Below are 24078 nucleotides of genomic sequence, written 5' to 3'. Positions count from 1 at the left end.
CATGAAGAAAGTAAAGATAACCGTATTGCGCTCCACTTTCAACGAAGATTTTGCCCGCGACTATGGAATGCCGGGACTCCAACCATGCTCCATAATGAAAGAAGGACAGGTGTTCTATGCCGGATTGGGCAAGCCCGAAGGGTTCTGCGACGGTGCGTGGCGCACCATTCATCCATACGTGTTTGCTCTTGCCAATGGTGCGAAGCATTTCTATTTCAATGATTGGGTACGTCTGCCGGGTGTTGCAATTACATGCTGCAACGACGGTCTGCGTCCCGTCTTTTTCAAATTGGAAGCAACCGACGAGGAGGTTGAATCCCCCTTTATATCAAAATAAACGAAAAAGTATAAGACAATGAAAACAAATCTCAGTTATGACCAGTACATTCCTACCCGTATCCTTTTCGGGTCAGGACAGTTGAATAACCTTCACGCTCAGCCTATGCCGGGCAAACGGGCGTTGATCGTCATCTCCAACGGCAAGTCCACCCGCGACAACGGCTATCTCGCCCGTACCGAAGAACAACTGCATCGGGCAGGCGTGGAAACCGAAGTATTCGACGGCATCATGCCCAATCCGACGGTCGCCAACTCCGTAGCGGGAGCGAATGCCGCACGTGCGTACAATGCCGATTTTCTCGTGGCATTGGGCGGCGGCAGCGTTATGGACTGCTCGAAAGCCATTGCGTTGCTGGCAACCAACGAGGGCGATTTATGGGATTATGTAGCTATAGGCTCCGGCAAGGGACAACCGATACAAAACCGCCTGTTGCCCATCATCGCCATTACGACCACCGCCGGCACGGGATCGGAAACGGACGGCTGCGGCGTCATTACCAAAGAGGAAACCAATGAAAAGGCATTTATCATGCACCCGTCGCTTTTTCCCGCCCTCGCCATCGTCGATCCGGAGTTGATGCTTTCCGTGCCGCCTCGATTTACGGCCTTTCAGGGTTTCGATGCCCTGTTCCACAGCGTGGAGGGATTCATCGCAGCCAGTGCCAATCTCGCCAGCGATATGAACGCACACGAGGCAATCCGCAACCTCGCCCAATACCTGCCGCGTGCCGTGAAGGACGGTTCCGATTTGGAAGCCCGTACCCGTGTTGCATTCGCCAACACCCTGTCTGGAGCCGTAATGACGCTCACGCTGTTGACCAGCGAACACGGGCTGGAACACGCGCTTTCCGCCTATCATCCCAATCTGCCGCACGGAGCCGGATTGATTATGATCAGCAAGGCATATTTCAGCTATTTCGTCCGCAATCACGGCTGCGACGAGCGTTTCGTCGAATTGGCTCAGTTACTCGGTATGCCCGATGCAACACAGCCCGAAGATTTCATTACGGCACTCGTCCGCTTGCAGGAAGCCTGCGGGGTGGCGGACCTGAAAATGTCCGACTATGGTATCACGCCCGATGAGTTCGAGACTTTTATGCGTAATACGCGCGATGTAATGGGCATCATGTTCACGGGTGACAGGGTGCAGATGTCGGACGAAGACATAGTACGGATATTCGCTGAATCCTATAAATAACCGGCAATGAGTGATGAAAAGAGTATGATCCGCCGTGAAGCACTCAAAAAGATGGGTGTAGTAGCGGCAGGGATAGGACTGGGCATCGGCGGCGTAAATGCCGCCGATGTGCTGGAACTATCCGAAAAAGAAGAAAAGCATAGAAAGATGAAAGTGTTGGCAATCAATGGCAGTTCACGCAAGGACGGCAATACGGCGGATATGCTGAATCTTGTATTGGGCGAGCTGGAAAAAGAGGGATACGAAACGGAACACATACAGTTGGCAGGCAACACCATCAATCCATGCAAAGCCTGTTTCGCCTGTGCAGGAAAGAAGAATTGCGTGTTCGGTGATGATATTTTTCAGGAACTCTACCGGAAAATGACCGAGGCCGATGCCATTATCCTCGGTTCTTCAACCTACTCGGCTGATGTTTCATCCACGCTGAAAGCGGTTATCGAGCGTGCCAGCGTAGTGAGCGACACCAATCCGGGAATGTTCCGGCACAAAGTAGGCGGTGCGGTTGCCGTTGCCAGGCGTGCCGGAGCCATGAACACCATCGACACGATCAACCATTTCTTTCTCAACAAGGAGATGTTCGTCGCGGGTTCAACCTATTGGAACATCGCCTATAGGCGTCTGCCTGGCGAAGCCATGAAAGACGAGGAAGGCGTCGCCAATATGAAGAACCTCGGACAGAATATCGCGTGGATTCTAAACAAAATAAAATAGATGCATCTGCCAAAAATATAAACAAGTAAAATGACATGAAAGAACAAAGTAAAAAGTCTTCTCTTTTTTTGAAGAGAAGCAACACCGAACCCACTTCACTACCGAGCAGGATGTAGCAGAGGAATTGTTTGAATTACTTTCCGAAGCGAGAGAACTCTATCTTCAGGATGTGATTGTGGATGGCAAGCGGTATAGTCGCTATGTGGATGACTTCATAAACAGTCACCGGTACATCAACTGCAACAGTGCAATTTGCCGGAACTGCCACGAGATGAACATCCACATCGTCAAGGGACTGCTGACCGAATGCACCCACCTTGTCCAGCCTCTTTTTGCAGCATCCGACTTCTCCTTTGAGAAATGTATGGAGTTGCAAAGGAGGTATGACCGCTCGGAACCGTTGCCGGTATCTACCAAGCATCATACCGATGGCTTTATAAAAGCTCCGCTGCTTTCTTTCGACTGCAACTTCACCCAAGAACAGATGACAGGTATTGTGTCTTGTGCCAATACTTATCATCTGTTTTGCGTTTCAGAAGTTTGCACCGAGGATATGGAAGCTCTCTTTTCCTGCAAGAAGGGCTTTCATATCCGGGTGAATAATCTTCGTCATGTAGTTATCCTTTTTGATGCGCTACTCGAAAACTCCTTCATTCAATCCCGTTGGCAGTCTGTCCTCGACAAAGGGCGGTTCCTGCAATCCAAAGATGGCGCACGATTCATTACTGCTTCCAATCTTTCATCGGCACTTTCTGCCGTCAGAAACAACAAAACATCGGTCATCTGCGGAATAAAAAGAATCATCAAGGAATTGGTATTATAAAGCGATAATCTCCCGCAAAATGGAAAAAGCACTGTGTTTGGTCAAACCATACATAGTGCTTTTCCATGCCTTATGAAACTAATTAGATTGGAATATTTGGCTGTGAAAAAGCAAGAAAGAGGAAAGGACGGTTTGAATATCCGTTTCAAGAATTGAAAAGGTCGTCCATCTTGACTTCGCTATGAACGATACTCTTATGCTTGCCATTCACCATGCCGTATGTCGTAACGAATGTAATTACAAGTGCTTTCTTATTCTTTGTCGCCAAGCATAACAGTCCGGTACGTTCTCTGAGTTTCGACTCATAACTGTCGGTGATGCCGTACAGGTCAGTACTGAATTTCATTTCGCACAAGTGGATTATGCGGTCGGCACGTTCGATAATCAAGTCGATTTGAAACCCCGGAATCCCGTTTTCGGAATCGGTCTTGCTTCTCCATGTGGAAACAGATGTTCCTACTCCTGCAATTCTCAATGCGATTTTAATCTGTTTGTGGTGACTCAAACAGACCAGCTCAAAACTAAGTCCCATCCACGATAGAACACTGCGTGAGTCGATATTATTGCTCCACCATCTTTCGTCTTTCGTATTGTTGGGTTCTATGAACTTGTAATAAAATAGTGTGAAAAAGTCTGTCAATCTGAACAAACAGTTACGGGTCTTGTTGCCATACTGCGATTGCCGCGTAATAAAATCGCAGCGTTAGAGATTTTTCAAGATTTACACTCATTTCATGTACATTGTCGTTCAGGCTGGCAAGTTCTTTTATATTCAAACTGAGTAGCCGATTTTCTTCCTCTATATATTCATTCTTGGGATTGGATTTTATGGATTCCGCTTCATTCATTTCTGCGGAAGAATCAAATTCCTTTTTCATGCGCTTATCGTTTTAATCCGTTTTTCAGTTTCTTTCCCAATAAGCGACTGGCAGCACGGGCGCATCTGCGAGCCCATTGCAAATCGTCTTCGTCTTTATCTCTCCACGGTAAATCGCTTTGGGGACCTCCACCACCGCCTCCGGTTGCAACATTTGGCGTTTCAAGTAGTCCGACAAAAATAGCTACTGCCATATCGGTAAGTTCCTGACTGTTGGCGACAATTCTGTAATCAAATTCGTCATTGAAACAGTCAAGCACTCTTTCTGGAATATAGAAATGATGTTCCTGATTTTCATGATTAAGCGTATAAGAAACCATTCCCGGACGGTAAGTATTATATTGGGTATAATTAGCATACACCGATGGTTTAGGTGTTTGCTCTGTTTTAGTTTCCTTAGGCTTATTGCTAAAAGTGTCAACTCTTGACTGATAATGCAATTTCGCCCATGTTTTAGGAAGTTTCGAAATCATCAGGTTACGGGCTACTCCCAATTCAGAAGCCTTGTATTTGGTGTTCCCATTCACAAGTGCATAACCTCGGAGAATACCGTTTCCGTCTTTTCTTTCATGTACCGTATAACCTTTCTGTATAAGGGAATCTTTATACTCTTCCCATGACCATGATTGCATTGATTTCAGTGCATTCATGCAGTCACGATTCACTTGGTGAATATTGGAATTTCTGACTTGTGCTGCCGTTGTCCAACCTCGTTTTTTTGCCACTCGCTCGGCTGCACGTTGCGCACGAAGATGAATGTTATGATCGTTGTTGATATTGCCGTCTTCATCTATACGGCAAACCGCAGCATGAAGATGTGGAACACCGCCTTCGGATTCTGTATGTAGCCAAACCGTATATTTGCTGTTAGCCAAATGGGTCAGACAAGAGCGGACTTTTCCATCCTTGCCGATAATCACTTGTTTGTCAAACTCCGCAACGAAATCCTGCCAGAGTTGTTGCCAGTCTTCTGTGTCAAAGAACCGGGTATGTTCAGCGGATGGACTTAGCTCAATTCTGATGACTGAGTTCTTTATCGGCCGGAAGCGTGATAAGGTCAGTTGCATGGAGTTCCATATACCCATAGCGTCCGGTTGCGATGGCAGCAGATTGTCCAATATCCGATGGATTTTTTCCGGGTGCTTTTTGTGCTGTGATTCGCCGGTAATGTAACGGATGGCGTTTATGCCGTGCGATATTGCTTTCGCTTTTGCAATCATATTTCTTCTGATTTATCGTTGGACGGAATCTTATTCTGTTCTTTTACGGTATTCAGAAATTGGCAGACGCTTTCGGCTACATTGCCAAGTTCTTTGAGCCAACCGACCATGAACGGAATCTGATTGAACATTGCCATGCGTTGCTTTGTGGACATTCCGTGAAGTGCAGAGGTGTATTTTACAAGGTCAGACCGGCAATCGTCCAGATTCTGCAACAGTGCCGCTTCCTCTTTCGTAAGCCTTGCTTTGGGGTGATAATTGTATGCACGGGCAAGCAAGTAATCGCTTACCGTCATACCGCATTGCACAGCCTGTGATTTTATATACTCCTTTTGACTAGGAGTGACTTTCGCTCCGATAAAGACGCTTCTTGTCTCACTGGTGGTTGTCGATGAATTTTCAATATTTTCTTTCATGCGAATTATTTTTATAATAGTGAATAGGTGCGAGCTTGCGAGTACCGCACCGGCGAAGTATCAGAGCAGGCAAGAGCGCCAATGTACAACCGCAACGCAGTGAGGTTATACCTTGGCATATCTTGCAACAGATACCTGTTGATGCTGCTTGACAAGCCATGTCGGGTGTACACACGGAATCGGCAGACGGATCGGAAACAGCAATTGATATTTTCCTCTAAAAGAGGGGAGAGAATGAATACCTCATGCTGCACTCCTGACTACTTTGCTTTATTCCTATATGTACGCCCCGACAATAAAGTAAAGCCAATCTCAATAATGATAGTCCGGGTTGAAACGATACTCCTTACCGTCCTTTATCACCATCCGTTTGTTGCCTAGAAAGGTGGCGACTTTGACCGCCTTGTTGTGACCGAGTTTTACGCCCTGCAATCCATATCCTTTTTTCAGCCGCTCCAGATATCCGTCATAACTGCTGATATTACCATCGGTAAAAACGGCATCCAACGCAGCCCGATGTACACTCTCCGAAATCTCCTTGTACGGATCGAACGGTTCTTTGGCTGGTCGGCCGACAACCTTTGCTTTGGGCAGGTAGGATTCCACCAGTTCGGGCAAGGCATCTTCGTTGATGCGGAAAGCGAACGGTTCAAATTCCCGGTCACGGATATGTACAGCTTCAACCACGCTTATGGTCTTATCATCTTTGTCCACTTCCACCTGCATGATGGTTTCCGCCTTGTTGTTGAGTTCCGTGCCGATGTGTCCACGTGCGTTTTCATCATTCTTGTTCTGGTGGAGGATGGTATGGATATGAATCTGCCTGTCATCCGTCCACTGCATGAGTCTTGAAATAATATCGGTGGATTCTCCGGGAGAATTGATATCATAAAGGAAATCCCGAATGCCATCTATGATCACCAATCCCAAATCGGGAATTGTGCCGATGGCGTGTTCGACTATTGCCAAGCGCATTTTAGGGGAATACTTACGCAGAGCCAGCATAACCAGATTGTCCGGCTCTTTGTCTTCCGGCAAGTTCGCCAAACGTAAAATGCGCTTTAACACGTTCTGACAATGATACCGCCCTTGTTCCGTGTCAATGTATAACACCTTTCGTTTGTCCTCGGGGAATATAGACCGATAATGAAGAATGGTGCTGTTGGTCAATGCCGATGCGACAATGGCCGAGACATTGAACGTTTTCTTGCTTTTAGCCTTTCCGATGGAAGCACTGAAGTTGCCCAATATTCCGATTGTTGCATCATCTACCATCAGCACCACAGGGGAGTGCCCGTATGCACTTGTTACGCTCACGGCAGACTCCTCCATGCATATTGCCAGTTCCTCGATGGAAAGAATTGGATTGTCTGTCTTTTCCATAGCCTACCAGTTTTTAGGGTTCGGTTTACGGCGATGGGAAGCGAGCATGGCTTCATTCTCGTCCTCGAAACTTTGCGGAGCCGGAGTCTTTCGTGAAGATTCAAGCCATTTGTCCAATTCATCCCGATAGATGTATAGATGCTTGTCTTGCTTTATAACCGGAATATCGTCCTTTTTTACCTTGTAGTAAAAGGTCGATAACGGCATTTTCAGATAAGCGCAAGCCTCCTGCACGGTCATCGGAACGTGCGTATTCTCTTTGACTTCGTTCTGCCGGGAAAGTTTCTCCGTCAGAAGATTTTCCATACTTGCGATTCGGTTGCACAGTTCTCCTACCACAGTCGGCAGGTCATTGAAAGTCAGTTGGTCTTTTTCCATATTAAAACTCTTTTAATCGTTCAACATGCTGCGAACCAACTCAATGAAATCTTGCAGAACAATACAGACCAGATTAATTATTCCGTCTGCATACGTTTTTTATTGTGAGTCGTTATTGTCTGTGTCCAGATGGAAGCGAAAATCTCCCTTGTCAGGTACGTCAATGGGAATTTGGCTTGTAACAGTGTCCCGTAAATTAAGTCTGAGGTATTCATGAGTGGCATTTACGAGTTCATGTGGAAACGAAGCCTTTATGAATTCCGCTCTTTTTACCAAAGGCACATTCAAGCGTTCTCCGACATTCCATGCCAGATGGCGGAGCCCCGGCGACCTCAGCGGATTGTCTATATTGGAGCGAATCGGCTTATATAAATCGGGGTGGTCACAAGCCATATATTCAATATTGGCAATCAGTGTGGCAATAGCTTCCTTAGAGAGATAAGGGGCAGTTTTGATTGTCACATATTCACGAATGGCATCCATGATTTTCACTTGTCTTTCGGCCTCTTTCTTTTTGAGGTTCTCCAACATCGCATCGTAATTGTCTAAAATAGATGGCTGTTCAATAACTTGAATTTCAGTTGTACAATCGGCTTTTATCTCGGTGTCGGATTCAAGAACGATTGGAGATTGCCGGGCAAAAGGCAAATTGATTGAATACTTCGTTATCCATTTATAGAAAGATCGTTGTAACAGACCGCATAATAAAATTGTTGTCACAAGTTCGAGTATTACTGGAGTCATTATCTTCATGACATCGATGTCGTGATAAGCGGAAAGATAAGTGTCTGTCGCTGTATAGGTGATTACCGACAACGCAAGAACGAAACTTATCCTTTTAGTACGAATTTGAGTTTTATTTGTCATATACTGTAAATGTTTGGAATGATTATGCGGCAAAGTTATGTGCCGTATTCCAGACACTTACAATTGGTGATGATAAATCATTCAATTTTGATGAAAAATAACGGATATAGTATGATTTAGGACTAAAAATCATACTATATCCGTATAAATGGGGAGAAAAACCGTTGTCAGTCTTTCCTTATCAAAGTGATTTTATTGCTGGCTTCACGCTTGTTACTGTCCACGACTTTCATGTAACGCATAGTCGTGGTAATGCTTTTGTGTGCCATTATGCTTTGTATGGTACGGACGTCTGTACCGGCAGCCCCCTGAAGGGTTGTGAATGTTCTCCGATATGAATGGAATGTTATGTTTTTGGTTATTCCGGCAGAACGAATCCACTCTTTCATGGGTGCTTGTGTCCAACTGCGCATAAGCCCCTTGAACACCAGACCTTTCTTCTCGGAACTGTATCCTATCAGCCCTAACGCCTCCTCGCTGATGGGAATGATGTCTTCCGTTTTGTTCTTCTGCGTAATGATATGTACGCATTTCCCTCCGGCAGAATAATCTACGATGTCTTCCCAACATAGGGCGAGAATATCACTGATGCGCAAGCTGGTCATACAGGAAAACAGCGATGCGATTTTCACGATAGGCTTTTTACACGGCGTTTCTGCTAACTGGTATAACTCTTCGACGGACAAGGCCTCTTTCATGGTGTCTTCTGTCTCAATCTTTTCCAAGAAATCATTGACATTGGTCTTTATCATCCCATTGCGATAGAGTATTTTCAAGAATCCTCTGAAAGTGGACCAATATCCCGATGCGGAGTTTCGTGTGATACGTCCGTTGCGCCTTAGTTTCTTGGCACTCAACAGGTATTCCCGAAACTTGTTACATAGGTCGATGTCAATCTCCTCAAAAGTACATTTGCCATGTACGAAGTTGCTGAAATGGAGATAGACGAACTCCCATTTCTGGTCGTGTTTGCGGAGTTGCTTGCGGTAGTATTCCAAGAAATCCGCTTTGAGTTTGTACTTGTCGAAGAAATCATACCGTTCATTAACGACAGATTCAAAGCGGCGGCAACGAATAGCCTCGGCTTTCTCGGTCATCGCTTCGTTGAAACTCTGTTCACGCTTGTTTTTCGGATTGGCGTAGATATAAATGCCAAGCGATTCATGACGGATAACTTTCATCGTTTCCTTGTCTCGATACCCCGGATAATAATCCAGATAAAAAGACAACATCCTGCCTTTTAGCGGACGTGTCCTTAATGTTACTGTTTTGCATTCATGCATAGTGGTATATTTTTGATTATTACTAATTCGCTGGCAAAACTCTATCATGTAGTCATGCAGATGATTTTCAGCAGATATTAATTTTAGAATAATTTGCGGATAGCCATAAAATAGCTGCCAATAGGGTTATTTACGGACACCCATCACCCGGTCAAACTCTACTTTCAAGAACCTGACGAACCGTCCGTTCTTCTCCCGGTTGATTTGGTGGAATTGCAGAATGCCGTAAACCGAGTCTCGGGACAGCTTGAATTTTTCCATCGCCTCCTTGACGGTGTAGTATTCAGCCTTACTTTCTTGTTCCGATGTCTTCGACAGGTCGAAATGCAGTTTGGAGTAGTATATCTGACCGTGCTCTTTCTTGGATGGAATATTATTCCGGTACACTTGTGAACGGATGGCGACACGTGTCATGCCGTACTTTTCTTGAATCTCTTCGGGAGTGTACCATTCGGTCAGGTCGGAATCCACCTCGTATTTGGCAAAGGCGGCATCGATATGCTTCTTGCTGTAATAATTGAACTGGCGTATTCTCACCTTTGGCACTTTGTGCTGCCGTGTGTAAGTCCATACCCATTTGGCATTGACCTTGTATTTCTCTGCAATCTCTTCGGCAGTATAATATTCGGAGATGTCGAAATCGTTTTTAGCTACTAACCTCTCGTATGGTTTACTTTTGAGCATTAGTTCAATATCGGCACGCCTTACCAATGACATCCTTCCGCTAATTCGGGATGCCCTAAGTTTGTCCTCTTTAACTAACTTATAAATGTATTGACGGCTTACTCCCATCAATCGGGCTGCCTGAGAGAAAGTGAAATACTCCTGTTTCTCCAAACTGGAGCGCAACTCCTGCATTTCCTGCATGTGGCGCAATTCCATTTTGCGCTCTTTGATACGATGTTTGTAACCTCGCTTCGAGCATTGAGGGCTACAATAGCAAGTCGTTGTTTTCTGTGCGATGAACGGTTTTCCGCACCATTGACAAATTCTTTTTACTTCCATATTTTCGAGTCATTTTCTACGTTTTTTAATTTCCCTTTTTGTCAACACATGTAAACCACTGTCAACACACGTCAACTAATGCGTCACTGTGACATTCGGGCTAACCGTGAATTTCCGTTGCGGTAGAAATATGATAGAAAAATATGGATAAAATCCGTTACCTCCAAATACGGACTGGAAAGTGTTAAAATAGAAAAGTCGCTGAAATACAGCGACTTTATTCTAAATGGTTATGGTTACTTATGGCTGTTTCCAAGCCATCACTTGCCGATGCAAAAGTTTTGAAATATATTTTGCAATGTTTCTTCCGAGGTTATACCTCCTTCTGCAACAATCTCACTTAGTTCGTGGATACATTGTCTTAAATCCTCACTTACCAAATCTCCTGATAATCCCAATTGCAATCCTTCCTGTACTCTATGAATAGAATCCAATGCTCGTGTTAATGCTTCGTAATGGCGTACATTTGTAATGATAATATCGTTTTGGTTGATTTCTGGTAAGGCGGCTGCCTGTACTAACTTTTTTTCCAGGATCGTTATATTTTCCCTTTTCTTTGCTGAGATAAATAGTTTTTCCACTTTCATGTCAGCAAATATAGCTGACAACTCTTCTTTTTGTATTGCTAGTAACAGATCTGACTTATTAAATAAAATAATCATCTTTTTCCCTTCGCAGTGTGGAAGAATTTCGGCTTTTAATTCTTCGAACCGTCTTTGGGCATCTGTAGAGTCTATCATCCATAAAATGACATATGCTTGGTCCATCTTTTGGAAAGTACGTTCTATCCCTAGATTTTCTATTGTATCGTTCGTTTGGCGGATTCCAGCTGTATCAATAAATCGGAATGTGACACCTTGTAAATTGATCGTATCCTCTATTACGTCACGGGTCGTTCCATGGATATCACTGACAATGGCTTTTTCCTCATTCAGCAACGCATTCAGTAAGGTGGATTTTCCAGCATTCGTCTCTCCGATAATTGCTACAGGAATGCCATTCTTGATTGCGTTTCCTACACTGAAAGAATGAGCTAGCTGGGCAATAACTTGTTCGATATGGGTAGCTAGACTGCTCAGTTCGTCACGATTGGCGAATTCTAGTTCTTCATGATCACTGAAATCCAGTTCTAATTCCATTAACGAAGTGAAATGAAGCAATTGGTTACGCAGGTTAGAAAGTTCTTTACTGAATCCTCCACGCATTTGGCTCATGGCTAGGCGATGGGTGGCGGCAGACGATGAGGCTATCAGATCGGCCACAGCTTCGGCTTGGCTCAAGTCCATTTTTCCGTTTAGAAAAGCACGTTGGGTGTATTCACCTGGTAGAGCGGCACGACATCCATTATAGATCAGGAGTTGTATAACTTGCTGCAGGATATAGGATGAACCATGACACATGATTTCCGTACTGTCTTCACCGGTATAAGAATGAGGGGCACGGAACAAAGAAATTAAAACTTCGTCTATTACTTCTTCTGCAGAAGGTATAATTGATTCTTTTTTTTGTAACGTTTCACTTTTTTCTTGCGGAATTTCACTCGTTTTTTGGAAAAGTGTATTATTAATTTTTCGCTTTGGGGAACAAATCTTTCCGAAAGTAAGAGTATATGGTGCTCGTTCTGTCAGTGGCTTGCCTGTGGCGGGTGTAAATATGCGTGACGTTATTTCAATCGCTTTTGGGCCAGATACACGAATTATTCCGATGGCTCCTCCCTGGGCGGTGGCAATGGCGCAGATTGTATCTTGGTTTATCATTTTCATTTGGTTAATAATATAATGTTTTAGCTACGATGGCTGTTACTTCTTCTAAATAACGGCGGTCTGTTTCATCAAAAGAGTTTAATAGATTACTGTCAATATCCAATACTCCCTTTACTTGTCCATTAGCAAGAATAGGAACAACAATTTCGGAGCGGGAAAGAGAACTGCAGGCTATATGTCCGGGGAATTGTTCTACATTGGGCACTATCAAGGTTCGAGCTTCTGACCATGAGGTTCCACATACTCCCTTTCCTTTATGGATGCGATAACAGGCGGTGCTTCCCTGAAAAGGTCCTAAAATAAGTTGGCCGTCTTTAACCAGATAGAAACCTACCCAAAAAAAGCCGAAGGCTTCCCGAAGAGCAGCGGCAGTATTGGCCAAAACACTTATTTCTTCTTTTTCATCTGATATTAAAAGTTCAAACTGAGGGAGGAAAAGACGGTAACGTTCTACTTTATTACTAGTTGTTTGTTTGAAACTGGTTTCCATATTTTTATTTGTTTTATGAGGGGACATCTTGTTGTTTTTTTACAAAAAATGGTCTTCTATGAAGCGATGTCCCCTGTTAGGTAAAAAGAGTTGGCTTATTCTGTAAAAAATCTGTTTATGCCAATCTTCTTCTCGATGATAATAAGAATAAGTATTGATAGATGATCCGGTGAATTTTATCCATATTATATAGACAACTAAATTGGGAATTATATTCTTTCCAAGACTTTTTCTATCAAACCATCAATAGAGTTTTTATAGCCGGTATTGGCTTCCTTTATTAGTCGGTTGGCAATTACCATACATACAGTCATGGCTTTGTGTCCCATCAGGCGTGCTAATCCGGCAAGGGCGGAACTTTCCATTTCAAAGTTAGTGATGCGATAGTCATTGTATTCAAATTTCTCAATCTTTTCATTCTGTTCAGGATCGGCCAGTGGAATACGGAGTTCTCGTCCTTGCGGGCCAAAGAAACCTCCTGCGGCGATAGTTATGCCACGGACCATATCATTTTGCGCGATGCGGTCTATTAATTCCCGGTCGGCATCAATGACGTATGGGTGGGCGATGCATACATTACCTTCCCAACCCATGTAATTTATAAAAGCTTGTTCGAATTTCAGATCGCAAACCTCATTGCGTCCGGCGTAGAAATTGAGTAGTCCATCAAAACCGATAGACTTTTCAGAACAAATATAGGTGCCAACGGGAGTATAAGGCTGTAATCCGCCACATGTACCGATACGTACTAATTCCAATTGGCGTAAGTGGTCTTTTTCATAACGGGTATTGAAATTAATATTGGCCAAAGCATCTAATTCATTCATCACAATGTCTATATTGTCACAACCTATACCGGTGGAAACTACGGTGAGACGTTTCCCTTTATAAGTACCGGTAATGGTCTTGAATTCACGGCTTTCTATTTCACATTCTTTAGTTTCGAAATGAGAAGCTACTAATGCTACACGCCCAGGGTCACCTACTAGAATTATTTTATTTGCCAGCTGTTCCGGTTTGATATGAAGGTGAAAAATAGAGCCGTCGGGATTGATAATCAACTCAGATTCTGCATAATATTTTTTCATAATCTTTTTTTTGTGGTTAATGGTCTGTATAATTGATGTTATATTTCTTGTCTTTTTAATGGGTATACAAACAGATTATTTCTTAGATGTAGATGCCACGGATTTATAAACTTTCATTGATATTAGCATGATAAAGAGAAAAACAGTTTCATTCGCATCCAAGAAAAATACATTAATCGTTGAATACTAGTTTTATTTGCTTAATGGTTCATTACCGAAAGTTGTTTCGGGTTTTGCAATATTTTCACGCATGGAGGTATCTGCTTGTATATTCTTCATGCGGTAATAGTCCATAATGCCTAGGTTGCCACTACGAAATGCTTCCGCCATGGCCTTGGGCACTTCGGCCTCTGCCTGAATTACATTCGCACGGGCCTCTTCTGCTTTGGCTTTCATTTCCTGTTCCAAAGCGACGGCCATCGCACGGCGTTCTTCTGCTTTGGCTTGTGCAATATTCTTGTCGGCATTGGCCTGGTCTATTTGTAAAGCAGCTCCAATATTTCTGCCTATATCAATATCAGCTATATCAATAGACAGGATTTCGAAGGCCGTACCGGCATCTAAGCCCTTGCGGAGTACTAATTTAGAGATAGAATCAGGATTTTCCAATACGGATTTGTGATTTTCGGACGATCCGATAGAGGACACGATACCTTCACCAACACGTGCTAGAATCGTGTCTTCTCCGGCACCTCCTACTAATTGGCGGATATTGGCGCGTACAGTGACACGAGCTTTAGCTATAAGCTGTATGCCGTCTTTGGCTACAGCAGTAACGGGAGGAGTGTCAATAACCTTAGGGTTTACTGACATTTGCACGGCTTCGAATACGTCACGGCCGGCTAGGTCAATACCAGTTGCCATTTGGAAAGACAGTTCGATGTTGGCTTTGGATGCGGATACTAGTGCGTGTACTACTTTTTCTACATGCCCGCCTGCCATATAATGAGCTTCCAATTCATCTCGGGTTATGTTACTTAAGCCAGCTTTATGTGCTTCAATCATTGCTGGGACAATGACATAAGGAGGAACATTACGGATGCGCATTAAGAATAATTGCACCAATGAAATGCGTACTCCCGAAACTTTGGCAGACAGCCAGAGGAAAAATGGTACATAATGAAAGAATAGTACCACGAAAATAATTCCACCTCCTATAAGGATGAAAGGAAGATAGTTGGGTTCGATCATAATAATCAATTGTTTAAAAGTAAATATTTATATTTGAACAGCTCCACATCGAATCTCTGCTGTTTTCACTATTGTCTAAAATATACTTGAATGAGAATGTCAATCAAGAAATTTGATAAAATCGTATTTGTAAGTCATTTTTCTATCATAGGTTGAATTTGCGTACAATCACCGTTCCTTCAACCATTCTTTCTACATAAATGGGGGTATTCTCATCAATCAAGCCATCGGCAGAGCGCACTTCGATGATGTGTCCATTAAAGTTTGCATTGCCTATCAGTGCAAGGCGGGTTATTGCTATGCCTTTGTCTCCGATGCGGATATGGGTTCCTTTTAGGGGATCGATTTTATAATCCAGTGTTTTCTTCAAAGAAAGCTTGTCCATGGTTTTTGAGTGCATAAACCAGATGATAATGGCTATGCAACTTAGGACGGATGCTATCAAAGTAATGAATCCTGCTATCGGTCCTAATGTGTCGAAAGCGTAATAGTTGGCATATAGCAGGCAGATGGCCGATGCTATTCCGGCTATACTGATGCCGGGAATAAGGAAAACCTCTACAATAAAGAGAAGTACTCCTGCCAAGATGAGCGCTATGATAATAAATACTTCCATAAATATCTTTTTGTATTAGTGTTTCAACTTCTTTATTTCTTCGTTGCGGACGCTGATATCCAGTTGGGCCATTTCTTTCAGAAGTTGTTCAGTACGTTTTTCCAATTCCAAAATGGCGGGTGTCAAATTCTTCTTTCGTGCACTGTTCCCTTGGGCATATTGTTCGCGTTTGTCATCCAGATTTTTCTTCAGGTTGTCATAATCCTTCTGCTTTTGTATTCTTTGCTGATAAAGTTTACGTGCTTCGGCAGAGCGGAAGTCGTTCAATGTATGGTAAACAGCAGAGTCATCTATTATCAAGGTGAAGTCTTTTTGTTGTTCTCCGGATTCTTTGGCATACATTATTGCCGCTAGGCGTTGCTTGCCGGTTCGTACTTTCTCTTCATCTTTCCAGGTGGTACGGATAGAATGTAGGCTGGCTGCATTTATAATGATCTGTTCGTCTGTACTTTCGTAATTGTATACTTCTTTTGAAGAGTTCGGTACAAACACATAGATACAGACTTTGTTATCAGGCTGATAGCGGTCTGAAGCAAACCAGCCAATATTGTTGAATTCATCAATGGCATACATATAGTCATTGGCGGGAGAGTTAAATGGCATTCCTATATTATCGGGACGAAGATAATTGCCATTTTCCGAATCATAGCGAGTTACAAAAATATCGTACCCCCCCAAAGAGCCTTCTCCATCCGATGCATAATATAAAGTAATGCCATCTGACATTAAGAAGGGATAGTTTACATTTCCCTGTTCATTAAGGGACATGAGGGGTTCGGGCTCGCTCCAGCCGTCCAACAGACGGATACGGGAGTAGAGTTGCATTTTGCCGTCTGTGCTTTTGTTCCCGTAAAGTACTTTATTGCCCATTTCGGTTTGATAGACAGTCCCAGATATGGTAGGATCGTGATAGAGTGCTCCCGATTCTCTACTGATTTTATATGCTTTCAGAAAATCATTTTTATCGACTACAAAACTATCTATTACAGTAATGTTTTCCACTCCTTTTATCATACGGGCTGCTTGCTTTATTTGTTCCAGCTCTGCTTCAGCCATTTCGGTAGGGCGTTTTTTCTTTTCCAACCATTCTATGTGTTGTTCGTAGTTATCTACGGCATCGTCAAACCGATAGATATCATAATATAGTTTCCCTAAATAGCGGTATGCGTCAATGACTTTGCGGGCGGCGCTTTTTTCAAGGTAGGGCTGTGCTTCTTTTTTTTCTCCTGTTTCATAACAACATGCGCCATACCAATAATTATAATTGGCATTAGAAGGGGCTTGCTTTACCAGCTTTTGGAAAGCTGGTTTGGCTTGTTCAAATTCTCCGTTCAGGAAAAGTTGTTTGGCTTGTGCCAAGCTTTGTGCCGCAGTGTTGCCTGCGCAGCATAAAGTAAATAAACCAATGATATATTTTTTGTACATAGTTAGTTTATAATCCGTATTATTTAGATTCAAAAATACAAAGATTAATTGGAATTCTCATGCTTTAATAATTCTATTTTGTTAAATCTTCCATAAATCATTCTTTTCATGTACTTTTGTGCCCTATTTTTAAAGAAGATGTATGGCACAATTTACGGAAGACGAGAAAATAATGCGAAGGTTGGAGCAACGCTTTAACAAGGGGGTGGTAAAGTATCGCTTGATTGAGGATGGTGATAAAATTTTGATAGCTCTTTCTGGTGGAAAGGATTCTTTGGCTCTATTGGAGTTATTGGCAAGGCGTTCACGTATTTTGAAACCGAAATTTGCAGTGATAGCTGTGCATGTAGGCATGACAAATATTCCTTATCAATCTGATTTGGAATATCTGAAAGGCTACTCAGAGGATTTAGGGGTGCCGTTTGTGCATTATGAAACTTTTTTTGATCTGAGTACCGATACTCGGAAGTCTCCCTGTTTCCTTTGTTCTTGGAATCGGAGAAAAGCTTTGTTCACGGTGGCAAAGGAGCAGGGGTGCAATAAGATTGCTTTAGGACATCATATGGATGATATCTTGGAAACTTTGTTGATGAATATTACTTTTCAGGGAGCGTTCAGTACGATGCCTCCTAAATTAGTGATGCGTAAATTTGAGATGACAATTATTCGTCCTATGTGCTTGGTACATGAAGCGGATTTAATTGAAATGGCACGTATCCTCGGTTTTCGTAAACAGATCAAAAATTGTCCTTATGAAAGTTTGTCGAATCGTTCAAATATGAAAGATGTTTTATATTCTCTAGAAAAAATGAATCCTGAAGCACGGTATAGTTTGTGGAGAAGCATGACAAATATTCAGGAAGAACTGTTGCCTGGGATGAATGAACACGATTTATAGTTGATATGGCTGTTTTGTTGTTGGGGGATTATAACGAGACTGCTTATAGTTAGTTGTTTGTACTTGTGTGCAGCTAACCAACTATCAATATTATCAATGTATTTAGATGGGGAAGAATGTTACAAAGGTATCCTTCCTGTTGTTTGTTGTGCCGGATACAAGGTGATGCACATGTCTGATTTGTTGGGGAAAGTGTAGAAATATTCTACAATGAAAATGTGGACCTTTTTCTTTGAAAATAGTTTGTTCTTAATGTATTTGATTGATAATCAATACTAGTCTGGTTTTGGCATAGGAATTGTTTTCTCTTTATCATAAGAATAACCATTTAAATATATTAGGATATGAGAAAGTTTTTTATTGTGTTAGTATGGGGAATGGGATTAGGACTTGCAGCGTTGTTTACAAAAGATATAGTACGTGGGGTGAGGAATGTGATTGCGATAAATCATTTCACCCCTACTGAGGTGAATAACGCTCCAATAGGATGGCATCAAGACTTGTGTTGTTATCTTAATTAATTTGTCGTCATAGAGATTTTGTTCATAATTGAAATTGGAAACAACTGTTTTTTATGGCAGCTGTTTCCAATTTATTTGTATTCAGTTGTCCTTATACTCTTTTCGTCAAGTGATTTTCGTATACAAGTCTAGGACAAATGTAAAATAATAAAGGGGATTGGATGAATGGTTATTAATGAATGTTTTTAATGTCATCCTGCACTATTTGATCCATTTCTTTCATCAGTTTTTGGGGATTCTTTTTGGGGGAGAATCCTTTATCTTTTTCTTCATGCAAAAGATCTGTTTCAGTTATGTCTTCACCCCAGTCTTCGAACATATTCGTTGCCGGTTGTCCTGACAATGTTACATTCTCTTCTGCGATAGGGACATTTCTCTCAATAATTTTTTCCATAATCTAATCTATTTATTGTTTACTAAATGACAAATATGGGTAGAAATGGTTTAATGATTTAATAAAGTTTGAAGTTTATGATAAATAGAAAGTTCTTGAGCAAGCTAGAAAAACCTGATTTGCGAGCAACTCTTTATCTTTCTTTTTAAACAACTTTGCCTTGTAAAGAGTGCTCCTCTGTCCTTTCAATTGAAAAATAAGTTTTTTAAAAAGCAATTCTTTCGGTCTGTTTGAGGTTTATTTGCAAAATTGTGGGGAGGATTTTGGTTCTTAAAGGATCGTTTTGTTCTCTGATAACTTCCGGAAATGTTCTTGACGTACTTATTAGGAAGTTCGGGTGTTTATGTCCTCATGCCATCACTGCATGTATAACAGGCTAATTATAAACAACTTATATGCAGATGGTAAAAATATTTGTTCTCACTTATGCTCTCATGCTCTCATAACGTTCTGAAACATATTTTCGTGTAACATGCTTGTCCTCAGTTATATCTATTTTTTATAGGCTATTCCAGGCTTGATAGGAAGTAGGGTGTTTTCAGGCTTTTTTCTCGCAAGAAGTGTGCATAAGGGGTTTGTACTTCCATAGAATAATGGCTTACAAAGTCTTGGTAACGGTAAAAAAGATCAAGACGTTTCGGTAAAAGCTCCTTTTCTTTTTTTAAAAGGCGGTTATCTTTTTTGAAAAGCTCTTGATCTTTTTAAAAAACGTCCTTATCTTTGATGTGGAATTTTATTCTGGACATATAAGATTTCATATACGTCCGCATGAGTTTGTACGTACGTATAACTATATGGGGCGTACGTGTAAAAAACATGTTTTCTGATGTGGGAAAAACATTGTCCTGTTATACTCCCCCTATTTTTACAAGTGATTCTTCTTTGTTTCTGCCTTTTTCATTTTGTTGCATTTTTAGCTGTAACACTATTTGGGGGACTAGGCAAGGAGAAAATAAAAAAGGCTATCTTCCCAGACAGCCAATCTTTTGTTAACCTTAAATCTAATACTATGAAAAACACAATGCAAAGGTACGTATTCTTGAGATAGTTCCAAATTTTAGAAATAAAAAAACGCTTGTTATAACATGGTTTAGCAAACAAACTTTTTTCTTAACAAATAGCAGATTGAAAGAGTGGAGTTGGTTGCTTTTTTGTTCATTGGAAATAAAACATGTTTGTTACGGCAATAACTCATTGTATTATTCTTAATTCGATTATTTCCATTATCTTTGCACTCCAAAAATGCTTGTTGATATGCAATTGTTAAAAGCGTAATGGATATTATAGGCAGATTGTTTCCGGATAAAAAATAGATTAAAATATATGTTGTCTCATGGTATTTATTCAGTAATATTGCTGATTTTTTCAAATGTCTTTATGACGTTTGCTTGGTATGGTCATTTAAAAATGCGACAAGAGTTTAGTTGGTTTGCAGCCCTTCCGTTGATTGGTGTGATTGCATTTAGTTGGGCAATTGCTTTTTTTGAATATTGTCTTCAGGTTCCTGCCAATCGTCTTGGGTTTAAAGATAGTGGAGGACCGTTTGATATTATGCAACTCAAGGTGATTCAAGAAGTTATCACATTGGCTGTATTTACATTATTTTCTGTTTGGGCATTTAAAACAGAACTGAAGTGGAATCATTTAGCGGCTTTTCTTTGTCTGGTCCTTGCCGTTTATTTTGTCTTTAAGAAGTAATGAGTTTTGGTTAATAATTGCTGAATCCTTTTTGATAAGCAAAGTGTCTTGTTTGGGCAATGAATCTTGTTCAGATACTTTGCTGATTCTAGGAAACAAGATAGAATCCTGTCGGGTTGGTACGTAACTTTGATAGATTTTCCAACCTTTGGCACGATTACGATTACGTCGGATGGCACGTCCTCGTTTGGTTAAAGATTCATACAGAAAATTGTCGGCATCCAGTCCTCCTATTAATGGGTTATTACTGGGAGTTACCGTTTGATCCATGCCGGCAGGTAATATTACATAGCCGTTTCGCAAACCGGGAATCAGTTTGATATTTAGTTTCCATGACATTGTCAGAGAGTCTTTTCTTTTCAAGAAAATGGGATCATTAACCGGATCTTCATGCCATGTGGTGTAAGGAGTGTAGGGAGTAAGACGCACAAAGTTAGGGCGTACCCATTTGGTTGTGTCGCCGAAGTTTTTAGGCAAGTCTTTCAGAAACTTCATCCACGGTTTGTCTTCGGACATGAATGGAGTACCTTTTATATTGTCTTTGTCCGATTTAAAGTCGAAATGGATAGACTTTACGGCTTCTGTGTTAATTTTTAGTTCTCCATCTCCATTCAATAGCTCCTGTAAACGAATCGAGTCCTGTTTGTTCCATTGTGCTTGTGCTGTCAGTATACTGATAGTGCAGAATAATATGCTAAAATTTACCCTCTGGGTCATTCGTTTTTTCTTTATGATTATAATTGGTAACAAAAGTAATCTGGAGTGAGTTTAATGCTGGTTAAATTTGAGTTATTAATTGTTTATAATGTGAATACTTTAAATTTTATTTGGTTAATAAAAGGATTCGTTTACACCTCTTTTGTTGTTATGGAGCACACTTCATATAGACATTTAGATAGTTACCTCAATATTTGGTAATAAAGTTTTGTATTTTATCTCCAGATATAGTGACAGAGTTCATATTCATGGTATGTATTTCAATTGATGTCAGTACATTGGTCAGATAGGCGATATAGGTCTATATGGGTTATTGGTTCCATTCTGTCCGTGTGATTTATTTCGGTATAGAATAAAAATAGCCCGTATTTTTAATAACGGGCTAAATTAGTGAAAATGATAATATTATTTGGAGGAGAGTTGTGCATGCATGGAAGCAGCTGCTTTACGTCCGTCACCCATTGCAAGGATAACTGTAGCTCCACCACGCACAATATCACCACCGGCATAAATAGTCGGGATTGACGATTGCATATTTTCATTTACGGCAATTGTTCCTTTGCGTCCCAATTCCAATCTCGGGATGGAACTGGGGACAATCGGGTTAGGGGAGACGCCTACGCTGACTATTGCCATATCGATGTCAATGGTTTCTGTTGCTCCTGGAATAGCTATCGGACTGCGACGGCCGGAGGCATCTGGTTCGCCTAATTCCATTTTCTGTAAAACTACTTGTTTTACACGCCCCTTTTCATCGGCAATATATTCTATGGGGTTATGCAGGGTCAGAAATTCCACACCTTCTTCTTTAGCATGTTTCACTTCCTCCAGACGGGCAGGCATTTCTTCTTCCGAACGGCGATAAATAATCATTGCGCGTTCTGCTCCTAAGCGGCGTGCTGTGCGGACAGAGTCCATAGCTGTGTTACCACCGCCGATTACTGCTACGCGTTTGCCGAATGTTACAGGAGTATCCGAATCCTCGCTGGCTGCATCCATTAGATTTACACGGGTCAGATATTCGTTGGAAGACATGATATTGATAGAATTTTCACCCGGGATATTCATGAAGTTGGGGAGCCCGGCACCTGATGCTACAAATATACCTTTGAAATCTTCTGCTTCCAAGTCTTCCACACTGATTGTCTTTCCTACGATGCAGTCCTTCATGAATTTGACACCCATCTTGGATAAATTGTCAATTTCTACATCTACAATCTTATTTGGTAGGCGGAATTCGGGGATACCATATTTTAATACGCCCCCTATTTCATGTAAAGCTTCGAATACAGTGACATCGTATCCCTGTTTAGCCATATCTCCGGCAAATGAGAGTCCGGCAGGACCTGAACCGATAACAGCTACTTTTATATTGTTCTTTTCCGCTACTTCCGGTACGGATATTTGACCGCTTTCACGTTCGTAATCAGCAGCAAAACGTTCCAAATAGCCTATGGCAACGGCTTCGTGTCCGGCTTTCAGATGAGTGCATTGTGATTCACACTGTTTTTCTTGAGGACATACACGCCCGCAGACAGCAGGTAATGCACTGGTTGCTTTTAAGGTTTTGGCAGCTTCAAGGAATTCACCGCGTTCTATATTTTTGATGAATTTCGGGATATTGATTCCTACGGGGCATCCGTTCATACAAGTAGGGTTGGGGCAGTCCAAACAACGTTTTGCTTCCGTTATAGCTTGCTCTTCATTCAAACCTAGATTGACTTCTTCCTTACGGCTATGTGAACGGTATTCTGCATCCAGTTCGTTCATTTTTACACGGGGAATAGCCATTCGTTCTTTAGGCTTCATGGCTTTACGTAAGCTTGCACGCCATTCGGCATCCCGGCCGTCCAGTTCTTTAGTCGCTTCACAAGTCATCGGCTTTTCGGTGTCTAGTTTGTGAATTTCTTCTTTTTCAATATCTTTGAAAGCTCCCATGCGTTTCAGCATTTCGTCAAAATCTACTTGATGGCCGTCGAATTCCGGACCGTCAACACAAACAAAACGTGTTTTGCCTCCTACAGTGATACGGCAGGCACCACACATGCCGGTTCCATCCACCATAATGGTGTTCAGAGAAACGTCTGTGGGAATTTCATATTTTTTAGTCAGCAGGCAAACGAATTTCATCATGATGGCAGGACCGATGGCGAAACATTTGTTTACTGTTTCACGTTTGATTACTTCCTCCACACCTTCAGTCACTAATCCTTTATGCCCGTATGAGCCGTCGTCTGTCATAATGATTACTTCATCAGAACTTTCACGCATTTCTTTCTCAAGGATAATTAATTCTTTGGTACGTCCGGCCAATACGGTAATTACACGGTTGCCGGCAGCTTTCAAAGCCTGTACGATAGGAAGCATCGGAGCAACGCCTACTCCTCCTCCGGCACAGACTACAGTTCCGAAATTTTCAATGTGGGTGGCTTTACCCAGCGGACCAACAACATCTGTAATATAATCTCCTTCGTTCAATTCACAAAGTCGTGTAGAAGAAAGACCAACTTCCTGTACTACTAGTGTGATGGTACCTTTTACGGGATCGGCACCGGCGATAGTAAGTGGCATACGTTCTCCTTTTTCACCGACACGAACAATTACGAAATGTCCGGCCTTACGCGACTTAGCAATCAGAGGTGCTTCTATAACCAATTTAAAGACCTTTTCCGAGAAATGTTCTTTTGAAATAATCTTATTCATTTTGCTATACTGTAAGTTAGTTATTTTTCTGAGTTGATTGTCAAATTGATAATTTATGCAAAGGTAGGATT

Annotated in this window: 25 protein-coding genes; 7 read left to right on the top strand and 18 right to left on the bottom strand. The window is 41.9% G+C overall.

Annotation, left to right across the window (positions count from 1 at the left end; translation table 11 throughout):
* The first annotated feature begins 1 nt into the window (after position 1).
* The 4 genes from GKD17_RS13265 (at position 2) to GKD17_RS13250 (ending at position 3074) form a co-directional block, all read left to right on the top strand.
* A complete protein-coding gene (locus GKD17_RS13265; RefSeq protein WP_007833480.1) occupies positions 2 to 337 on the top strand; it encodes a TIGR04076 family protein in 336 nt (111 codons plus the stop codon).
* A gap of 18 nt (positions 338 to 355) precedes the next feature.
* Positions 356 to 1537 (top strand): iron-containing alcohol dehydrogenase, encoded by a 1182-nt coding sequence (locus tag GKD17_RS13260; protein ID WP_007833481.1) that lies wholly within the window; start codon positions 356 to 358, stop codon positions 1535 to 1537.
* A gap of 6 nt (positions 1538 to 1543) precedes the next feature.
* Positions 1544 to 2251, top strand: a complete 708-nt coding sequence (locus tag GKD17_RS13255) for a flavodoxin family protein (protein WP_007833482.1) — start codon at positions 1544 to 1546, stop codon at positions 2249 to 2251.
* 124 nt (positions 2252 to 2375) lie between these two features.
* Positions 2376 to 3074 carry a hypothetical protein gene (locus GKD17_RS13250; protein WP_032935833.1) on the top strand — a complete coding sequence of 233 codons (699 nt, stop codon included), beginning with the start codon at positions 2376 to 2378 and terminating at the stop codon, positions 3072 to 3074.
* Positions 3075 to 3219: 145 nt separating this feature from the next.
* Here GKD17_RS13250 and GKD17_RS13245 read toward each other — a convergent pair whose 3' ends face one another.
* The 15 genes from GKD17_RS13245 to GKD17_RS13175 all read right to left on the bottom strand — a co-directional run bounded on the left by GKD17_RS13245 (position 3220) and on the right by GKD17_RS13175 (position 17076).
* The gene (locus tag GKD17_RS13245; protein ID WP_235778223.1) at positions 3220 to 3723 is read right to left on the bottom strand and encodes a hypothetical protein; all 504 of its coding nucleotides are present in this window, start codon (positions 3721 to 3723) and stop codon (positions 3220 to 3222) included.
* A gap of 4 nt (positions 3724 to 3727) precedes the next feature.
* On the bottom strand, positions 3728 to 3952 hold the full coding sequence (locus GKD17_RS13240; protein ID WP_007833487.1) for a hypothetical protein: 225 nt from the start codon (positions 3950 to 3952) through the stop codon (positions 3728 to 3730).
* Between the two features lie 4 nt (positions 3953 to 3956).
* On the bottom strand, positions 3957 to 5171 hold the full coding sequence (locus GKD17_RS13235) for a relaxase family protein (RefSeq protein ID WP_007833488.1): 1215 nt from the start codon (positions 5169 to 5171) through the stop codon (positions 3957 to 3959).
* Positions 5168 to 5587, bottom strand: coding sequence for a plasmid mobilization protein (locus GKD17_RS13230; protein WP_007833489.1), 420 nt, complete (start codon positions 5585 to 5587; stop codon positions 5168 to 5170). The genes GKD17_RS13235 and GKD17_RS13230 overlap by 4 nt, the downstream gene beginning before the upstream one ends.
* A gap of 312 nt (positions 5588 to 5899) precedes the next feature.
* Positions 5900 to 6970, bottom strand: a complete 1071-nt coding sequence (locus GKD17_RS13225; RefSeq protein WP_007833490.1) for an AAA family ATPase — start codon at positions 6968 to 6970, stop codon at positions 5900 to 5902.
* A 3-nt stretch (positions 6971 to 6973) separates the two neighbouring features.
* The gene (locus GKD17_RS13220) at positions 6974 to 7348 is read right to left on the bottom strand and encodes a helix-turn-helix domain-containing protein (protein ID WP_007833491.1); all 375 of its coding nucleotides are present in this window, start codon (positions 7346 to 7348) and stop codon (positions 6974 to 6976) included.
* Between the two features lie 99 nt (positions 7349 to 7447).
* Positions 7448 to 8215, bottom strand: a complete 768-nt coding sequence (locus GKD17_RS13215) for a hypothetical protein (protein ID WP_007833496.1) — start codon at positions 8213 to 8215, stop codon at positions 7448 to 7450.
* A gap of 167 nt (positions 8216 to 8382) precedes the next feature.
* Positions 8383 to 9498 (bottom strand): tyrosine-type recombinase/integrase, encoded by a 1116-nt coding sequence (locus GKD17_RS13210; protein ID WP_032935836.1) that lies wholly within the window; start codon positions 9496 to 9498, stop codon positions 8383 to 8385.
* Between the two features lie 126 nt (positions 9499 to 9624).
* Positions 9625 to 10503 carry a helix-turn-helix domain-containing protein gene (locus GKD17_RS13205; protein ID WP_032935839.1) on the bottom strand — a complete coding sequence of 293 codons (879 nt, stop codon included), beginning with the start codon at positions 10501 to 10503 and terminating at the stop codon, positions 9625 to 9627.
* Positions 10504 to 10763: 260 nt separating this feature from the next.
* Complete coding sequence (gene mnmE / locus GKD17_RS13200; protein ID WP_032934246.1) at positions 10764 to 12257, bottom strand: tRNA uridine-5-carboxymethylaminomethyl(34) synthesis GTPase MnmE; 1494 nt, start codon at positions 12255 to 12257, stop codon at positions 10764 to 10766.
* Between the two features lie 13 nt (positions 12258 to 12270).
* A complete protein-coding gene (locus GKD17_RS13195) occupies positions 12271 to 12756 on the bottom strand; it encodes a GAF domain-containing protein (RefSeq protein ID WP_007844402.1) in 486 nt (161 codons plus the stop codon).
* Positions 12757 to 12965: 209 nt separating this feature from the next.
* Positions 12966 to 13844: a nucleoside phosphorylase gene (locus tag GKD17_RS13190; protein WP_007833504.1), complete on the bottom strand. Its 879-nt coding sequence runs from the start codon at positions 13842 to 13844 to the stop codon at positions 12966 to 12968.
* A 192-nt stretch (positions 13845 to 14036) separates the two neighbouring features.
* Complete coding sequence (floA, locus tag GKD17_RS13185; RefSeq protein WP_005839405.1) at positions 14037 to 15035, bottom strand: flotillin-like protein FloA; 999 nt, start codon at positions 15033 to 15035, stop codon at positions 14037 to 14039.
* A 145-nt stretch (positions 15036 to 15180) separates the two neighbouring features.
* Positions 15181 to 15651, bottom strand: coding sequence for an NfeD family protein (locus GKD17_RS13180; RefSeq protein WP_007833506.1), 471 nt, complete (start codon positions 15649 to 15651; stop codon positions 15181 to 15183).
* Between the two features lie 15 nt (positions 15652 to 15666).
* On the bottom strand, positions 15667 to 17076 hold the full coding sequence (locus GKD17_RS13175) for a tetratricopeptide repeat protein (protein WP_007833507.1): 1410 nt from the start codon (positions 17074 to 17076) through the stop codon (positions 15667 to 15669).
* A 142-nt stretch (positions 17077 to 17218) separates the two neighbouring features.
* On the opposite strand from GKD17_RS13175, the gene GKD17_RS13170 reads away from it, so the two are divergent.
* Positions 17219 to 17974 carry an ATP-binding protein gene (locus GKD17_RS13170; protein ID WP_007833508.1) on the top strand — a complete coding sequence of 252 codons (756 nt, stop codon included), beginning with the start codon at positions 17219 to 17221 and terminating at the stop codon, positions 17972 to 17974.
* A gap of 344 nt (positions 17975 to 18318) precedes the next feature.
* Positions 18319 to 18495 (top strand): hypothetical protein, encoded by a 177-nt coding sequence (locus GKD17_RS13165; RefSeq protein WP_007833511.1) that lies wholly within the window; start codon positions 18319 to 18321, stop codon positions 18493 to 18495.
* Positions 18496 to 18667: 172 nt separating this feature from the next.
* Here GKD17_RS13165 and GKD17_RS13160 read toward each other — a convergent pair whose 3' ends face one another.
* Positions 18668 to 18889, bottom strand: coding sequence for a hypothetical protein (locus GKD17_RS13160; RefSeq protein WP_007833513.1), 222 nt, complete (start codon positions 18887 to 18889; stop codon positions 18668 to 18670).
* 1323 nt (positions 18890 to 20212) lie between these two features.
* Here GKD17_RS13160 and GKD17_RS13155 point away from each other — a divergent pair.
* Positions 20213 to 20587: a DMT family protein gene (locus GKD17_RS13155; RefSeq protein ID WP_005851774.1), complete on the top strand. Its 375-nt coding sequence runs from the start codon at positions 20213 to 20215 to the stop codon at positions 20585 to 20587.
* On the opposite strand, the gene GKD17_RS13150 is transcribed toward GKD17_RS13155, so the two are convergent.
* Positions 20534 to 21304, bottom strand: coding sequence for a DUF4858 domain-containing protein (locus tag GKD17_RS13150; RefSeq protein ID WP_007833518.1), 771 nt, complete (start codon positions 21302 to 21304; stop codon positions 20534 to 20536). The two genes, GKD17_RS13155 and GKD17_RS13150, sit on opposite strands and share 54 nt — an antisense overlap.
* 405 nt (positions 21305 to 21709) lie before the next feature.
* On the bottom strand, positions 21710 to 24007 hold the full coding sequence (locus GKD17_RS13145; protein ID WP_007833519.1) for a bifunctional dihydroorotate dehydrogenase B NAD binding subunit/NADPH-dependent glutamate synthase: 2298 nt from the start codon (positions 24005 to 24007) through the stop codon (positions 21710 to 21712).
* Positions 24008 to 24078 lie beyond the last annotated feature (71 nt).

The organism is Phocaeicola dorei (assembly GCF_013009555.1).
Taxonomy (GTDB): domain Bacteria; phylum Bacteroidota; class Bacteroidia; order Bacteroidales; family Bacteroidaceae; genus Phocaeicola; species Phocaeicola dorei.
Note: the sequence above shows the minus strand (reverse complement) of the source record. Positions and strands in the feature narration are given on the sequence as shown.

Excerpts from the sequence above, each read along its gene's own strand:
- GKD17_RS13265 (WP_007833480.1), top strand. The coding sequence starts at position 2 with ATGAAGAAAGTAAAGATAACCGTATTGCGCTCCACTTTCAACGAAGAT.
- GKD17_RS13260 (WP_007833481.1), top strand. The coding sequence starts at position 356 with ATGAAAACAAATCTCAGTTATGACCAGTACATTCCTACCCGTATCCTT.
- GKD17_RS13255 (WP_007833482.1), top strand. The coding sequence starts at position 1,544 with ATGAGTGATGAAAAGAGTATGATCCGCCGTGAAGCACTCAAAAAGATG.
- GKD17_RS13240 (WP_007833487.1), bottom strand. The coding sequence starts at position 3,952 with ATGAAAAAGGAATTTGATTCTTCCGCAGAAATGAATGAAGCGGAATCC.
- GKD17_RS13235 (WP_007833488.1), bottom strand. The coding sequence starts at position 5,171 with ATGATTGCAAAAGCGAAAGCAATATCGCACGGCATAAACGCCATCCGT.
- GKD17_RS13230 (WP_007833489.1), bottom strand. The coding sequence starts at position 5,587 with ATGAAAGAAAATATTGAAAATTCATCGACAACCACCAGTGAGACAAGA.
- GKD17_RS13225 (WP_007833490.1), bottom strand. The coding sequence starts at position 6,970 with ATGGAAAAGACAGACAATCCAATTCTTTCCATCGAGGAACTGGCAATA.
- GKD17_RS13220 (WP_007833491.1), bottom strand. The coding sequence starts at position 7,348 with ATGGAAAAAGACCAACTGACTTTCAATGACCTGCCGACTGTGGTAGGA.
- GKD17_RS13215 (WP_007833496.1), bottom strand. The coding sequence starts at position 8,215 with ATGACAAATAAAACTCAAATTCGTACTAAAAGGATAAGTTTCGTTCTT.
- GKD17_RS13210 (WP_032935836.1), bottom strand. The coding sequence starts at position 9,498 with ATGCATGAATGCAAAACAGTAACATTAAGGACACGTCCGCTAAAAGGC.
- GKD17_RS13205 (WP_032935839.1), bottom strand. The coding sequence starts at position 10,503 with ATGGAAGTAAAAAGAATTTGTCAATGGTGCGGAAAACCGTTCATCGCA.
- GKD17_RS13195 (WP_007844402.1), bottom strand. The coding sequence starts at position 12,756 with ATGGAAACCAGTTTCAAACAAACAACTAGTAATAAAGTAGAACGTTAC.
- GKD17_RS13190 (WP_007833504.1), bottom strand. The coding sequence starts at position 13,844 with ATGAAAAAATATTATGCAGAATCTGAGTTGATTATCAATCCCGACGGC.
- floA (WP_005839405.1), bottom strand. The coding sequence starts at position 15,035 with ATGATCGAACCCAACTATCTTCCTTTCATCCTTATAGGAGGTGGAATT.
- GKD17_RS13180 (WP_007833506.1), bottom strand. The coding sequence starts at position 15,651 with ATGGAAGTATTTATTATCATAGCGCTCATCTTGGCAGGAGTACTTCTC.
- GKD17_RS13175 (WP_007833507.1), bottom strand. The coding sequence starts at position 17,076 with ATGTACAAAAAATATATCATTGGTTTATTTACTTTATGCTGCGCAGGC.
- GKD17_RS13170 (WP_007833508.1), top strand. The coding sequence starts at position 17,219 with ATGGCACAATTTACGGAAGACGAGAAAATAATGCGAAGGTTGGAGCAA.
- GKD17_RS13165 (WP_007833511.1), top strand. The coding sequence starts at position 18,319 with ATGAGAAAGTTTTTTATTGTGTTAGTATGGGGAATGGGATTAGGACTT.
- GKD17_RS13160 (WP_007833513.1), bottom strand. The coding sequence starts at position 18,889 with ATGGAAAAAATTATTGAGAGAAATGTCCCTATCGCAGAAGAGAATGTA.
- GKD17_RS13155 (WP_005851774.1), top strand. The coding sequence starts at position 20,213 with ATGTTGTCTCATGGTATTTATTCAGTAATATTGCTGATTTTTTCAAAT.
- GKD17_RS13150 (WP_007833518.1), bottom strand. The coding sequence starts at position 21,304 with ATGACCCAGAGGGTAAATTTTAGCATATTATTCTGCACTATCAGTATA.
- GKD17_RS13145 (WP_007833519.1), bottom strand. The coding sequence starts at position 24,007 with ATGAATAAGATTATTTCAAAAGAACATTTCTCGGAAAAGGTCTTTAAA.